Genomic DNA, 14,514 nt, shown 5'->3' with positions numbered 1-14,514 from the left:
TTATTCATCCCCTTCACCATTCATATTATAAATGGTATCATATGGCTTTAAGTCCATTTCCAAAGAAGTATCAACAATAGTTGTTTGCTCCACTGGCGGTGTTTTAAAACTAGACTTTTTGTTTCCTGTATTCTTGTCTGAGGAGGTAGCTTTACTTTTTCTCTTCCTTTTAAACTTCTCTTTATAATCTTTAATATGTTCTGATGCCTCATCCACTAAACGGATAGACTCCAAATCATTAGGTGCTAATTGAGCATCAAATGTAACATGGGCTGCTGACAAATTTTTCGACATTATTTCTGAACGCTCATCTTTAGGTAATTGTTCGACTACCTTTAATCTCCCCGCACTTTCAGTAATTAGTCTTTTAATGGCTTGATCTGCATGATATAAATCAGATGTATCAAAATCACGATAATTTTTCCCATTATTATAAGAAATAGAATGCAACTGCTCATAATGGACCGGATACAAATCATTAATATTTTTATTTTGCAGACTATTCTTTGTAGAATACACCTCAATATACTGCTGATTTTCTTCATCATATACATAGATTATTCTCATATCAGCCTTATTAAAGCGTACTCTGACATCTTCTTCATCTTTTCTTCGTTTTTTTCTATCAGCTAGTTCCATAAGCGATGGACTAGTAAAGTATTGTGATTGAATTTTAATTCCCTTATTGGAAATTGACCGATACTCTGTTCCTGAACCCAAAAGTATAATTAGCTCCTCTTTACTAAAAGGTATTCTTCTATGAACTTTTAGTTTTTTGAGGCCTTCCCTCCATACAAAATCAGGAGTTCCCCCAACAGCCAAACTATAATCATTGGCAATCTTTTCAATAAAAATAATATGAATGATATTTAATAGAGTAAGCATATCAATGCAAGCTTCTTCTTCAGATTTATACTGGGATCTTTCTTGTGGATTGGAAAAAGTAGATCCTGGATATTTCTGCAAAATACGATTAATCGTTTGCAAACCTCTCTCGATCGTTCCTTTATAGTGTCCTGTTTTAACAGGACAAAATTGCACTTCGACATTAATTAAACCCAATATTTCCTTAAGGTCTCCTGATTCATTTGCTTTGGCATTATCTACTACCACTACCTCGGGAACACCGAAAGCCGTCCAATCATGTTTTAAATCTGGATATAATTTTTTTAAATGAAGTTTAGGTAACATTGCATGTAGGAGGCACTGCAAAATATCTTTTGTATCCGGCTCATTAGGGCAAATATAAAAACCAAGGGGATAGTCACTAAATACGTCTATTGCGTATATGAGATAATAACGCACTCGCTTTAATGTTTCTAAATCAACAATAAGTAAGTCAATAGGCGTCCAGTCAACTTCCACACGTTCTAAAGGACGTTCTACCACTAGTTCTGAAGTTGAACCATTCATATTTAGTGCCGCTTGTACTGGTCCATGTCTTGATCGATCTTTTGCTCGACTATTAGTTCTATCTTGTACAATACGGAATAAAGTAGTTCGGCCACAAGGTATAACCCGTTCCTTCTCTTCTCGGAATTTATTGAGCTCCTCAATTTGTCCCTTTAAACTGATGTGTTTATCCCGAATAGTTGTCGTTAAACCTGTTCTCTCTTCATCACGAAGCATTTTTTCAATGAGAGAAATAATAATTGGATCCGTATAAAAACCGCGCTTTTGAGACCGTCCTGTAGAAAGTAAAGACCTTTTATCACCTGTCTCTATATATTTCTTTTTCCACTTGTATAGCATGGAAACAGACCTAATACTAAGTTTCAACTCCACTGGTAACGAATCAACGTAATTTCTAATATCTGCTGGTTTTATATGTCCTTTGATAACTGGTTCTAAAACTTTTAAGCGGTTTTCCATAATTTTATTTTCTTCATCTGAAATCAGTTCTGGATCCATCAAGCGTGGTAGCAAATGAATAGCTAATTCTTTTTTTGGAACAAGACGCTTTTCATACCATGCCTCTAACAATTCATTTGTTGAAAATATCTCCACGCTGTTGTACGATAAGTTTGAAAGTTCAATATCGTCATTTTCGAGACATTTACGAATAATATACTTGTCATCATGCATTTTAAATTGCATTCCTGGAATTAAAGCGAAAGCATCCATAATTTACACCTCCAGTTGAATGCTTATTTCCGCATCATCATTCAACTCTTGATTAACTATGTCCATATAAATATTGTGATGATAGATTAAGTAATAAATCCCCTTGTAAAAATCCTCATCATCCATTTCTGTACACTTAATGCATAAATCTTTTATTGTGCATGTCCCTACTTCTTTTAATTTTTGTGCAATATATATTAATAATTTGTAATCGACCTGCGTAGTACCGAAACTACGAAGATCGTTTAAATTTTTCATTAGAAATCCCTGTCTTATTTCATCCTCAGTTACAACTTTGTACTCCCATCCCCTTGGATCACAGTAGAGCTTTCCGACTACATATTTAATTAAATTCTCTTCTTTTCTAAGCTTTTCTGCAGACTTAATTTCGACTATCCATACATCCCCATTAGTTAAAATAACTTTAAAATCAGGAAAGTAGGCACGCACTTTACCTCGATAAGAGTAAAAAATCGCTAGCGGTTGGCTAAAGATTTCATTTATTGTTGGGTCAAAATCTAGAACTTTCACATAATCACGTTCAATACTTCCCTCACATAAAATCATAGATTTTTTACGTATAAACGGAACTTCGTATCTTGAGTGTTTGCCTCTACTTGGTGGTATTTTTCTAGCTGGCTTTACCATATATCTCACCTCAAATCTATTATTATCAATCTATAAATTAGATATACAATCAATAGGATTTAATTAAACTGGAGGTCATAAGAAGTAATAAGTCATAATTATCCTCTATTCTTATAAATAGATATGCGAATTCTCGAACTACATTACGACCACTAATTAGGTTGTATTTAAAAGACCATCTATCTTACATTGCTTTAACTTTACCTTATAAAATTATTACCCATTCAATCTAAACAAACACATTTATACTGTAAAAGTTCGAATTTTTATCTGTCTCCATATCGATTTATATTTTTATACTGTGTAATAAAATAGCACTTCCCCAAAATGTGGAGAAGTGCTATTTATTATTAGAAACATCATCAAAATCTAAATTTTTTTTGGATCTTTATAACCAATGTTTATAGTGGGCTTATAACTTGCCACAATTACATTACGCTTCCATTCAACTAATTTCATAAGAAATATGAGCGATCTGACATCTGATAATTTTTTAATTGTTGTTTTTCTTTCAAATATGAGCCAAAGACACATATTTTCCGGTTCAATTTTTTTTTGATTTATAATGATATCTTCTACGTTATTTTGGAGTATTTTTACAGTATTTAAAGATTGGTCTATTACATAACTTAGATTCTGGGGTTCACCCATTTTGACAAAATATAGTGTCTTATCTTTGTAGAGATCCATTTTCTCTATGTTGTACTTTTCAATATAAGAAAAGTCTTTATCAAAATTCAAATAACCATCAGATACCTTACCTTTATTAAAATCATCTTCTTTTAAATTTGTAGGAAGGAGAGTTGTATCGTGATGTAGTATTGGTATCTTATCTACCTCTTTTTGCAGAAAGTTAATATACGATTGGTTAAATCGATGCCATTTTCCGTTCACTAAGCAATATCTTTCATCATCAACATAATCTAAAACTTTTTTTAAAGATTCGCTTCTTGTTCTACTATTTTCACTTTTTATCTGAATACGAATATCATTGATTGAATTAATCAAATCAATCCCATTTTCAGTTACGAAACTGGTAAGACGTTCTAAAGACAAGTCATCAAATTTCAGTTCGCTTTGTTTTAAATTTCCTTTTAAGAAGAATGCATATTGATTATTTTCACTAAAGACAAAGTCGACTCCTGAAACAGAAAACTCCTCAGCAAGCGTACCTGTTATAGTATTCGATATTAGCGATATAGCAAGCTCTCTATCCAAGCGTCGCTTAGTCTCTACATCTTTTACCTCCTCTACTCTTGGTAGTGTAAGGATAGGTTTTTGACTAAGTTTCTGCTCTATGGAATCTAGAAATCCATCAAGTTCTGAAGGAGGTATTTTTACATTAAATAATACTGAAGAACCAAAACTAACTACGCTTCCCCAATCCTCTGCATTAATTGTTTTAGCTTTTATATATTGGAATGATTCTCCACTATCATATTCAATTGGGCTCCTGTCTTGATAAGAGGTAATATTTTTTGATCTTCTTCCTCCAAACAATTTAGAATTTTTTATTCTAAGATTGTTTTCGTCCACAATCCTTTCGGCTAAATTTAATCCAAATTCCCCATCACAATATTCACGAAGGTAAAAATGCGCTTTACCAAAGCTGATTGCATAACAGATTTCTTTTTTGACTAATAACAGTATTCCAAAATATAACTCATTATTAGGAAGTTTGTTTACGTCTAAGAAGTCTTTATATAAGTCAACCCACCATATTGTAACTAAATCAGGTTTGTCAGAAAAATAAAATTTGGCCGTATACTCACCAATTTGTTTTTCATTCTTTGCAACTAACCCTACAGTATTAAGTTTTCTTTGCAAAGCTTCCTGGCTGCCATCTTTAATCTTATAGATATTATACTTAGGCATTTAAACCAGCCTCCTTGTTTTTAGGTAAAATACAAACAGTTCATTAAATAGGCACAAACAAAAAAGAACACCGCAACATAATGAAGCATGCTGCGGTGTTCTAGTTGTGATTTCAATGTATTTTTATTCAATTAAGTGTATAAAACTATTTTCTCACTTGAAATGAAACAATTTTCTCGTTTGAAATGAAACAATTCTCATTTAAAATGAAACATCACATGAGTCGTTCTTATCATCATGCCAATAATCTACTCAACCACACCGGCTATACCCGCAATTCCCGCAAGTCTTACATCCCTCAATATTAATAAGTGATGCACTTCCGCAGGAAGGGCAGAGATCCCGCGAAGCAGTCGCATGGCTATGCGCACCATGACCTCCGTGTCCATCATCAGTAGCCGTTGCCGGGACACTGGATTTCAGCTCCGCGCTGAGCGCTTCGTTGAAATCAAGCTCCAGTGTAGCTGCGATAGGTGCAGGCACATGGTCGTCCTGTGCGTTGTTCAGCACATGGGTTTCCAGTGCCTTAGCCACTGCGTCGGCAATGGACTCGACGCGGTTCGCACCGAAGCCGATGGCGCCGGAGCCGCCGATGCCTTTGAGATGCTTAATCAGCAGCTCGACCTTCTCGCCGTGGTCGCCGTAGCGCAGGAACAGCGAGCAGACGCGGCCCAGTGCTTCCGCCATGGCGAAGACGTCGGAGCCGGCTTTACCGACATTCAGGAAGATCTCGGCCGGAATGCCGTCAAGGTCGTTGATGGTGATATACGCCATACCGAATGGCGTGTTGATCTTATAAGTAGCGCCACGCAGCACCTGCGGGCGTTTCTTGTATTGTTTGTCCACTACATTAGCCGCAGGCTGCGGTGCAGGTGCTGCTGCAACTGTGACTGGAGCAGGAGCAGCTTCCACGGGCTCAGCTTCAGCAGTCTCAACTGCCGCCGGAGCGTCTTTCTTTTCTTCCTTCTTCGTTGTTTCCAGTACCTGTACGTCACGGCTGCCGTCACGGTAGATCGTTACACCTTTGCAGCCCAGGTCGAAGGCCATTTCGTACAGCTCGGCAGTTTCTTCAACGGTGAAGTCGGACGGGCAGTTCGCCGTCTTGGAGATCGAGCTGTCCACCCAGCGCTGAATCGCAGCCTGTGCACGGATATGATCCTTAGCGGACAGATCCATCGAAGTAACGAAGTATTCAGGGAGTTCTTCACCCGGATGGGCTTCCAGCCATTCCTGGGCAATCGGCACGAACTGCTCGTCATAGCCCAGACGGCTCTGGCGGTAATATTTGAATGCGAAATAAGGCTCGATACCGGTCGAAGTGCCGACCATGGTTCCAGTACTACCTGTAGGTGCCTGGGTAATCACTGTAACGTTGCGCATGCCGTGCTTACGGATGGATTCGCCGACTTCCGGATAGACCTCGGTGATATTACGCATGAAGCCGCTCTGCAGATATTTATCGGTATCAAAAGCCTGGAAAGATCCCTTCTCGCCAGCGATCTCAGCAGAAGCCAGATAAGCTTCGCGCGCCATGAAGCCGTAGAGCTTGTCCAGGAACTCCAGAGATTCCGGGCTGCCGTAACGGATATTCAGCTTGATCATCAGCTCAGCCAATCCCATTGTGCCGAGTCCTACGCGGCGTTCGAGCTTCTGGTTGGCTTCATTTTCCGGGAAATGATAAGGTGTCTTGTCGATGACATTGTCCAGGAAACGCACGGAATAGCGGGTCGTTGTCGCCAGATCTGCCCAGTCCACGTCATGATTCTCCGCATCGTAGAACTTGGAGAGGTTGACGGCCGACAGATTGCACACGCCCCAGCCCGGCAGACCCTGCTCACCGCATGGATTGGTGCAGATGATCGGGTTGAAATACCAGCTGTTGGACATCTGGTTGTAATATTCCATGAACACTACGCCCGGCTCAGCCGACTTCCAGGCCGATTCGATAATCGTATGCCACACATCGCGTGCTCTAACGGTACGGTAAGGAATGACGCGGCGGCCGTCTGCCTTCCATTTATCCAGATCGCCGTCCCAGATTGTATCGTAATCCGGATCGGTGGTATCCGGGAAGACCAGCTCCCAGTCCAGATCCTCTTTGACAGCTTTCATGAAGGCATTGCTCACGCATACCGACAGGTTGGCATTCGTTACCTGACCCATCGTCTGCTTCACGGTAATGAAGTCCACCACATCCGGATGCCAGTCATTGATCATCAGCATCAGCGCGCCGCGGCGGCTTCCGCCTTGCTCAATCAGTCCGGTTGTATAGCTGAAGAGGCCGCCCCAGGACACTGAGCCGCTGGATGATCCGTTCACGCCTCTTACAATCGCGCGGCGCGGACGCAGCGAGGATAAGTTAATGCCAACACCGCCGCCGCGGGCCATAATCTCGGTCATTTCGGAGAGCGTCTGCATGATGCCCCCGCGGCTGTCTTTCGGGGAAGGTACAACATAACAGTTGAACAGCGTAAGCTCCTCGCTTGCTCCGGCACCTGCCGCAATCCGACCGCCCGGTACCAGCTTCCAGTCATCAAGAATAGAGCGGAACTTGCCTGTCCACTCTTCCTGAAGCTCGGGAGTCTGCTCTACGGAAGCCATGGCTGCCGCAAGACGGTCCCACATTTCCTCCGGGGTCTTCTCAATATTCAGTGTCAGCTTCTCCACATCCGATTGCACGAGTTCACCGCTGCGGGTCTTCACCGTAACCATCCGGCCTGTGCGCTCAACAATCTCGCCAACCTCCTTGGTTGGAAATTTCGGATCATCCTTCGTCAGGACAAGCACTACATCGCCTACCTTGGCATTATTGCTGTCCGCGTCCTTCCAGGCATAACGGTCCAAAAATATTTTTTCACTCAGCCCCTCAAGACGCTGCTTGCGTTCCACTGTACTCAATAGAAAAACCTCCCGGATGATTGATAGGTAATACTTCCGTTCCTTGGTGTGGGCTTAGACTTTTTGTAACCCACAACAACAACTTCCGGCGGCAGGGTAGCCGCAGCCTGCATGTACAGCGGAAGTTCCTCTTGTCAATAACAAATAACCGCAAAAACCCGCGAATAATCAAATTTTCAAGCTTTTGTAACAATATATTGTATACATCAGCTTTTCAACTATACCACATATTGTATCAGAGTTCTTTTTCCAAAAAAGCGGCCCATGGCGGGAATTTCGGAAAAACGGTAAAAGATAGTGGATTTTCTCCCTCTTTCTCGCTTTTTTACAGGTTCCAGATTGATAAGCTTCCGGGCCCGGAAGACAGATTCCGCCACGGATATTCAAGATCCGCCGAAGCCGCCGCAGCATCAGCAGCAGTACCGCCGCAAGGCTCCGCAAGATTACTCCACGGCAGCAGCCGGAGGATAGCAGGTTATGAAATCTCTCTTTTACGCGCATACTACTGCTACGCATTTCGATATGAAACCGCGCCGGAGGAGGCTGCAACATGACGCAATTATTCCGCAATTCCTTGCCGCAAGGGGGAAGTACGCCTGCCCCGCTGCTGCCTGTTCCTCTGTCCTTTGAGCGTAACTGGCTGCAGGACCTGGAGTCGAAGCTTGATAAAGGCGGACCCTGGGGAGACTGGAGATTATCCCGGCTGGCCATACAAGGAGAGCAATCGGGCCTCGTTACGAGCTTCGATGAGCTGCAGTGTCTGAAGCATCTGTCCGGGTTATCCCCGCTCCCCCACCAGCTGGATACCGCCCATAAGGTGCTGTTTGAAATGTCAGGTCGGGCCATTCTGGCAGACGAAGTAGGGCTAGGCAAGACGATAGAAGCCGGACTGATCCTCAAGGAATATCTGGTGCGCGGGCTCGTAAGTAAAGTTCTGATCCTTGTTCCTGCGTCTCTTGTCCTGCAGTGGGTGCGCGAGCTGAACAGTAAATTCGGTATTTCAGCTGTGGCACAGAAGAAAGCTTACTCCTGGGGCAACGACATTGTTGTCGCCTCCATGGATACGGCGAAGCGTGATCCGCACAAGGAGCTGCTGCTAAGCCAGGAATTCGACATGCTGATTATCGACGAGGCCCATAAGCTGAAGAATAAGAAATCAACGAACTATCTGTTCGTACAACAGCTGCGCAAGAAGTACTGCCTGCTGCTCACCGCCACTCCCGTGCAGAATGATCTCGGCGAGCTATTCAATCTGATCACATTACTGAAGCCGGGACAGCTCGGGAATCAGGGGGATTTTGCCACCAATTTCGTGGTCGATAAACGCCAGCCGAAGAACGAAGTCCAGCTGAGAGGCGAGCTCTCCAAGGTGATGATCCGCAACCGCCGCGGCGAGGGTCCCGTGAACTTCACGAAGCGCAAAGTGCGTAATATCCCGCTTACCCTCTCTTTAGAGGAGAAAGAATTATATGACGGTGTCACCGCCTTTGTCAAAGACCAATATCAGGAAGCGGGCGGCAATCTCAGCAGCATGCTCTCCCTGGTTACGCTCCAGCGCGAGGTATGCAGCAGCCGGGATGCGGTGTTCGTCACGCTTGTGAATCTGATCAAGAAGCTTCCGGCGGATTCACCGAAACGCGAGCGGATGATGGGTCTGCTCCAGACGATCCGTACCGTTAAGACGAATACCAAAGCGGAGAAGACGATGGAGCTGATCCGCCAAATGAACGAGAAGGTCATCGTCTTCACCGAATACCGGGCGACCCAGGAATATCTGCTGCAATATTTCCGTGAGCATGGACTGCAGTGTGTCACATACTCCGGCGGGATGAACCGCGGCAAAAAAGACTGGATGATGGACCTCTTCCGCGGGCGCGCCCAGGTAATGATTGCTACGGAAGCAGGCGGCGAAGGGATCAATCTGCAGTTCTGCCACCATATGATCAACTTCGACCTCCCCTGGAACCCCATGCGGGTAGAGCAGCGGATCGGCCGGGTACACCGGCTTGGCCAGGAGAACGATGTAGTCATCTACAATCTCTCTACCGAAGGCACGATCGAGGAGCATATTCTTCACCTGCTGCATGAAAAAATCAATATGTTCGAGATGGTTATCGGCGGGCTGGATGTCATCCTGGAACGCTTCGAGAAGAAGGAGTCGCTTGAGAAAAGCTTATATAAAATCGTCCTCGAGGCCCGCAGCGACGAGGAGCTGCGCAGCGAGCTGGATCAGATCGGTGACACGATCAGCGAGCTGACCCATGCCAATCTGGATGAAAGCGAGGTGGCTCCTTAATGCTAACCCCTGTTGAAGTACGCAAGCAGGTCATGGATTACCTGGAAGCGACAGAATGTACGATTCTCGAATCCTCTCCGCTGCATGTGACGGTGAAGCTCTCGCCGCGCGCGGACCGGATGCTGACGGACCGCCCTTATTACTGGGGATTCGTGGAGCGCACCGGCGTAGATCCGGAGACCCTGTCCTTCAGCTTCGTCTTCGATCCGGAGAAGTACGATGAACTGGCCGCGCAGGCAGCTGCGCCTGCAGCCCTGCCGCGCGGCGGGGCGGTCCGCCCGGCGGCAGGGCCTCTGCCGGGCGGCATCGGCACGGCGGGTGCCGCGGATGCTGAGGCAGGCGCGGAGCCTGGCGCCGCACCGGCAGCTGCACCCGGAGGCGTGGTGCCGCCCGGGGTCTCCGCTGATCCGGAGGACAGCATCCTCGCCAGGTACTTCGGCATCGTCCCGCAGCTGCCGCGCATCGGGCCGGGCATGATCCGCCGCGAGGATGTGACCTACGGCAGCAAGCGCCTGCGGCAGATCTGGTCAGCGGCACGGGATGAGGGCAAATGCCTGCAGCTGTTCGAGGACCCGGGACTCCGGCAGCGGACCACGCTGTTCTCGGCCGCCTACGAGCCTTGGCTTGCCGTCTGCTATAAGGTGGAGATGACCTGTGATCTTAAGCGTGAAGAGATGCATTTCATCGCGGTGTCACTGACCTCCGGGCTGATTGTTCCGGACTTCGAGGCCCGGCTGGCTTCGCGGGAGCTTACGCCAAGGCTGCCGGAGAATATCCACATCCAGCCTTCCGAGCTGTCCGTTACTGCCGGAGCCGACAGGCTGGAGGGATATCTGACCTCGAAGCTGGCTCTGCTGGATTACACCTGGGCCGAGGAAGCCCGCGAACGCCTGCGGCTGGAGCTGAGCATCGTGGATATCTATTATGAGGAGCTGCTGAAGGAGCAGGATGAGGAGAAACGCCTCGGCATAGAGGAGCAATACAACCGCCGCCGCAAAGAGACCACCTGGCAGTATGAGCCGCAGATTGCAGTTTCTGCCGTAACGTACGGGCTGTTTCACCTGCGCAGCACATAGAATGCGACCCGGCTCGCTAAAAGCAAACAAAAAAACAGCGGAATTCCTGCAGGCTGCCGCGACAGTAAGCAACAGCCTTTTCAAGGCTTGTCCCCTACAATTAAAAGTATGAAGCAGAACCTGCCGGGCTCCGGTTTGCCGGACCCGGTAATTCTTGCGATTAACCTTTGGAACAGGAAAGGTGAACGATAACATGAAAATCAAAGCGAAGCAGAAGGGGCCGCTAGGGCGGCGTACCCGCCTGCTCCTCTGTCTGACTCTCGGGCTGACTCTGTTCGCCGCGAGCGCCTCCCCGCCTCCGGCGCTCGCGTCAATAGGCAGCCGGGCCACTGTCACACAAGCCGTCCTGCAGGAGCTGCTGCCCGGACTTGTGATGACACAGGCGCCCGCATCTGAAACCTTGCAGGATTTCACCCGTCTCACAATTAGCCAATTGTCGGCGGATGCTCCGTTTAAGGAATGGAAGAATGCCGGAACTGAGGTCTATCCACTCGGGCCGGGCACACGCAGCTGGCTGGTCAATGTGATGAACGGGGAGCAGCGGATCGGATACCTCATTATATCTGCTGCGGACGGGGGCAAATATCTGCTGAGTGAATACGGAGCCGGTACCTATGGTCTCCCTTATAGTATGAGTGATCTGCGCCAGTATCTGGTGCAGGAAGGACTGATTACCTCCTCTTATTCCGGTAAAATAGAACTATCGGCGCTGTACGCTCCGCTGCTGCCGGTCTGGAAGCTCACGCTTGCGGACAAGACGCTGTATCTCAATGCCTCAGTACTGCAGGTACTGCCTTGGAGCCTTAGCCAGGCAAACCGTATCCTGGACGGCCAGCTTGATGCTAATGCCCTGGTTGTCTACACCGGGTCTGGACAACAAGTCCGCACTCCTCTGCCCGCTCTGCTCAGCGGCGGGCAGGATGACCCGTATGCAGATTTACTGTGGCTGACTGCTCCTGAGCTGAAGACTATCAGCGAAGGCAGTTTAAATACTTTGCTTAAAAGCCGCGGCAGCCTTGCCTTCCAGTCGACAGGACGCAATGATGCCTTGGGTGCTCCGTTCATGATTACAGGCTGCCAGAGCTGGCTTCCGGCCTCTGCCGGTAAGGCGGGTGCTGAACCGGCAGTTATATACGCCGCTGCCGGTCCAGGGGCGAAGCGGTACCTCCCGCTCACGGCCCTCCAGAAGTACGGAACCTTCCACAAGCCGCCGCTGCCGCTATCAGGAGGAACGACGCTCGGCGCGGCGCCGCATTAATACTGAAGGTTTCAGCGATAATCCTATATACAGCTGAACATGCCAAACAGCCTTCCCTTCAGCCGTGTCAAGCGGCTTTAAGGGAAGGCTGTTTCGGAATTCGGGGGAGCTGCGGCGCTGCTAGGCTGGCTACTCCCGATCCTTGCGGCTCCATTTGCTGCGCCAGACCGACCAGGCGAGCGGCAGCGTGCCGAACCATTTCTCGGCCCAGGGCTGCTTCTCTGCCTTCCGCCGTGCATGTACGGCGCGCGGGTCCTCCATATATATGACTACTTTCTCCGTAATGTATTTCACCAGATCATCTCCGCTGGATGCCATTACTATCCCTCCCCTGCAGGCGCTGGCGGGTCGCCGCCTGCCGCCCTGCCTTTTCTCCATGACTTTAGTGTGCTCCAAATCCCCGCTCTCTAAACCGGAACCGCTAACCTTCGTATAGGTTTGGCTGTTAAGGCACAATCTAACAGAGATTCCACCAAAGATACTGAGGATGATTCCGGCAGGGAGGTTATTCACTTGAGAATTTCGGAACATTTACAAGAAGATCATACAGGAGGGGCCAGCCGTCCTGGGCAACATTTCCGGCTAGGGCGAGGGCTGCGGAGGATACTGGCTTCGATAGCGGTGCTGACTCTGCTGACAGCTGGACATGCAGGGACCATCCTGGCCGCCACACCGGGAGTAAACCACTTCACCGACAACCCGTCAGACCGCCAGCATATGCTCGGTCATGACCAGCGGATCATTCTGATTGATGCCGGACACGGAGGGATTGACGGCGGAACCTCACACGGCACCATCCTGGAGAAGGATATTACTCTGGCGATCTCACGCCGGCTGTTTCTCCTGCTGCGCAGTGACGGCTTCGATGCCATATTGAACCGGACCGGCGATTATGCGCCGAGCGATGAGAATCTCTGGCTGCGTAGTAAATCCCGGCACCTGCGTGATCTGGCCCAGCGCAAGGAACTGGCCGAAACGCTGCCGGCGAATGTCGTGGTCAGCATTCATATCAATTGGGCAAAGTCACCCTCCAAGCATGGTCCGCTTGTCTTGTACCGCCAGGAAGGGCGCAGCTTCCTGCTGGCCAGATTAATTCAGGATCAGCTGAACGGGCTGTATGGAATGAAGAACGACCCCAGACAAGGCAAACCCTTCTACCTGCTCAACAAAATAACCGCCACAACGGTTATCGTCGAGGCGGGATTTGTAAGCAGTCCGGCGGATCGCGAGAAGCTGTGCACCCCGAAGGGTCAGGAAGAGATTGCCGAGGCGGTTGCCAATGGAATTGCCGCGTACCTTATGGAAGTGTGACCTGCGAATTCCATTTCCACTCTTCCCGGACAAGCTCGGAGATTCCGATAAACTCAACGCTGTCCTTCATTCCGGCAATGCCGCTGCGGATGCCCGCTGCGGTTTCTTTGCCTTGAATGCCGACATGGCCAATCGTCACGCAGTATCTCTGGCTCAGGGCCCGCTCCTGGACCAGCTTCATCTGCTTAGCCACATGGCCGGCAGAATGCACGTCGTCCAGGAAAATGTGGTTCTCCACTGGCGGGAGTCCAATCTCCCGGGCCATTCTCCCGGCAACGGAACGATAATTGGTATGGCTGTCTACGAAGAAAAGGCCGCGCTCCTTGCAGACCGCGAGCACAATACCCATCACCCGCTCGTCACCGGTCACCTTGGAGCCCATATGGTTGTTAATGCCGATCGCATAAGGTACATTCTCAAGCGCTGCCTCCACCCGCTGGCGGACTTCTGCATCGCTCATCCTGGTCAGCACCGCTCCTGGTCCAAGCCATTCCGGCTTGCCCTGGCGCGGCTCCATCGGCAGATGTACCAGTACATCGAAGCCGAGCTCATGTGCACGGCGTGCATCCTGCTCGCTCGAGGGCAGGAATGGCATCACCGCAACAGTAATCTTGACCGGCAGCTTGAACATCTCCTCCGTGCCCCGCATGTTATTGCCGAAATCATCAACAATGATGGCGACCCGGTTGGGCAACTTCTTATTCTCCGCTTGCCGGTCAACTGAACCGCTGTTTCCGCTGCTGTCTGCATGCGTATCAGTTACCGGACGGAGCGTGGAGACTGCAGCTTCAAGGTTATGGGCAGAGTGCCCGCCAGGTTGCGATGCGGCAGATACGGACTGAGGGGCTGACGGAATCAGCGTGGTCATCAGAACAACTACGGCGGCCAAAGGATAGAGAATGATGTGCTTTACGCTGTGATTGCTTTTCTCCAAAATGGAACACCTCCTTCGTGATTCAACAATTGTTCTCATTGTTTGGCTCACGGAGGATAAATATGTACGCTGAACTTACGCAATAATTAACAAG

10 protein-coding genes are annotated in these 14,514 nt (G+C 48.1%); 4 read left to right on the top strand and 6 right to left on the bottom strand.

Translation table 11 applies throughout. The features are described 5' to 3' along the window. The 4 genes from GC101_RS15780 to GC101_RS15765 form a co-directional block, all read right to left on the bottom strand. Complete coding sequence (locus tag GC101_RS15780) at positions 1 to 2,124, bottom strand: Mu transposase C-terminal domain-containing protein (protein ID WP_171718004.1); 2,124 nt, start codon at positions 2,122 to 2,124, stop codon at positions 1 to 3. Between the two features lie 3 nt (positions 2,125 to 2,127). Beyond that, on the bottom strand, positions 2,128 to 2,772 hold the full coding sequence (locus GC101_RS15775) for a TnsA endonuclease N-terminal domain-containing protein (RefSeq protein WP_171718003.1): 645 nt from the start codon (positions 2,770 to 2,772) through the stop codon (positions 2,128 to 2,130). A 369-nt stretch (positions 2,773 to 3,141) separates the two neighbouring features. After that, positions 3,142 to 4,647 (bottom strand): DUF6119 family protein, encoded by a 1,506-nt coding sequence (locus GC101_RS15770; protein WP_171718002.1) that lies wholly within the window; start codon positions 4,645 to 4,647, stop codon positions 3,142 to 3,144. A gap of 252 nt (positions 4,648 to 4,899) precedes the next feature. Beyond that, a complete protein-coding gene (locus tag GC101_RS15765) occupies positions 4,900 to 7,545 on the bottom strand; it encodes an adenosylcobalamin-dependent ribonucleoside-diphosphate reductase (protein WP_171718001.1) in 2,646 nt (881 codons plus the stop codon). 550 nt (positions 7,546 to 8,095) lie between these two features. On the opposite strand from GC101_RS15765, the gene GC101_RS15760 reads away from it, so the two are divergent. The 3 genes from GC101_RS15760 to GC101_RS15750 all read left to right on the top strand — a co-directional run bounded on the left by GC101_RS15760 (position 8,096) and on the right by GC101_RS15750 (position 12,175). Next, on the top strand, positions 8,096 to 9,841 hold the full coding sequence (locus GC101_RS15760) for a DEAD/DEAH box helicase (protein ID WP_171718000.1): 1,746 nt from the start codon (positions 8,096 to 8,098) through the stop codon (positions 9,839 to 9,841). Further along, the gene (locus tag GC101_RS15755; protein WP_171717999.1) at positions 9,841 to 10,917 is read left to right on the top strand and encodes a YqhG family protein; all 1,077 of its coding nucleotides are present in this window, start codon (positions 9,841 to 9,843) and stop codon (positions 10,915 to 10,917) included. The genes GC101_RS15760 and GC101_RS15755 overlap by 1 nt, the downstream gene beginning before the upstream one ends. A 193-nt stretch (positions 10,918 to 11,110) precedes the next feature. Continuing rightward, positions 11,111 to 12,175 carry a hypothetical protein gene (locus tag GC101_RS15750; RefSeq protein WP_171717998.1) on the top strand — a complete coding sequence of 355 codons (1,065 nt, stop codon included), beginning with the start codon at positions 11,111 to 11,113 and terminating at the stop codon, positions 12,173 to 12,175. 129 nt (positions 12,176 to 12,304) lie between these two features. Here the strand turns inward: GC101_RS15750 and GC101_RS15745 are convergent, their stop codons facing one another. Beyond that, complete coding sequence (locus GC101_RS15745; RefSeq protein WP_042135853.1) at positions 12,305 to 12,493, bottom strand: YqzE family protein; 189 nt, start codon at positions 12,491 to 12,493, stop codon at positions 12,305 to 12,307. Between the two features lie 195 nt (positions 12,494 to 12,688). Here GC101_RS15745 and GC101_RS15740 point away from each other — a divergent pair, with 195 nt between their 5' ends. Beyond that, positions 12,689 to 13,486, top strand: a complete 798-nt coding sequence (locus GC101_RS15740; protein WP_246354356.1) for an N-acetylmuramoyl-L-alanine amidase family protein — start codon at positions 12,689 to 12,691, stop codon at positions 13,484 to 13,486. On the opposite strand, the gene GC101_RS15735 is transcribed toward GC101_RS15740, so the two are convergent. Continuing rightward, complete coding sequence (locus GC101_RS15735) at positions 13,473 to 14,420, bottom strand: divergent polysaccharide deacetylase family protein (RefSeq protein ID WP_246354355.1); 948 nt, start codon at positions 14,418 to 14,420, stop codon at positions 13,473 to 13,475. The genes GC101_RS15740 and GC101_RS15735 overlap by 14 nt on opposite strands. Positions 14,421 to 14,514: the final 94 nt, after the last annotated feature.

Source organism: Paenibacillus phytohabitans, from assembly GCF_013141775.1.
In the GTDB taxonomy this organism is placed as follows: Bacteria; Bacillota; Bacilli; order Paenibacillales; family Paenibacillaceae; genus Paenibacillus_AQ; species Paenibacillus_AQ phytohabitans.
The sequence above is the reverse complement of the archived record's forward strand: the minus strand, read 5'-3'. Positions and strand labels throughout refer to the sequence as shown.

Bases quoted from the DNA above. Each gene is read 5' to 3' on its own strand.
- GC101_RS15755 (WP_171717999.1), top strand. From the start codon at position 9,841: ATGCTAACCCCTGTTGAAGTACGCAAGCAGGTCATGGATTACCTGGAA.
- GC101_RS15770 (WP_171718002.1), bottom strand. From the start codon at position 4,647: ATGCCTAAGTATAATATCTATAAGATTAAAGATGGCAGCCAGGAAGCT.
- GC101_RS15775 (WP_171718003.1), bottom strand. From the start codon at position 2,772: ATGGTAAAGCCAGCTAGAAAAATACCACCAAGTAGAGGCAAACACTCA.
- GC101_RS15745 (WP_042135853.1), bottom strand. From the start codon at position 12,493: ATGGCATCCAGCGGAGATGATCTGGTGAAATACATTACGGAGAAAGTA.
- GC101_RS15780 (WP_171718004.1), bottom strand. From the start codon at position 2,124: ATGGATGCTTTCGCTTTAATTCCAGGAATGCAATTTAAAATGCATGAT.
- GC101_RS15760 (WP_171718000.1), top strand. From the start codon at position 8,096: ATGACGCAATTATTCCGCAATTCCTTGCCGCAAGGGGGAAGTACGCCT.
- GC101_RS15750 (WP_171717998.1), top strand. From the start codon at position 11,111: ATGAAAATCAAAGCGAAGCAGAAGGGGCCGCTAGGGCGGCGTACCCGC.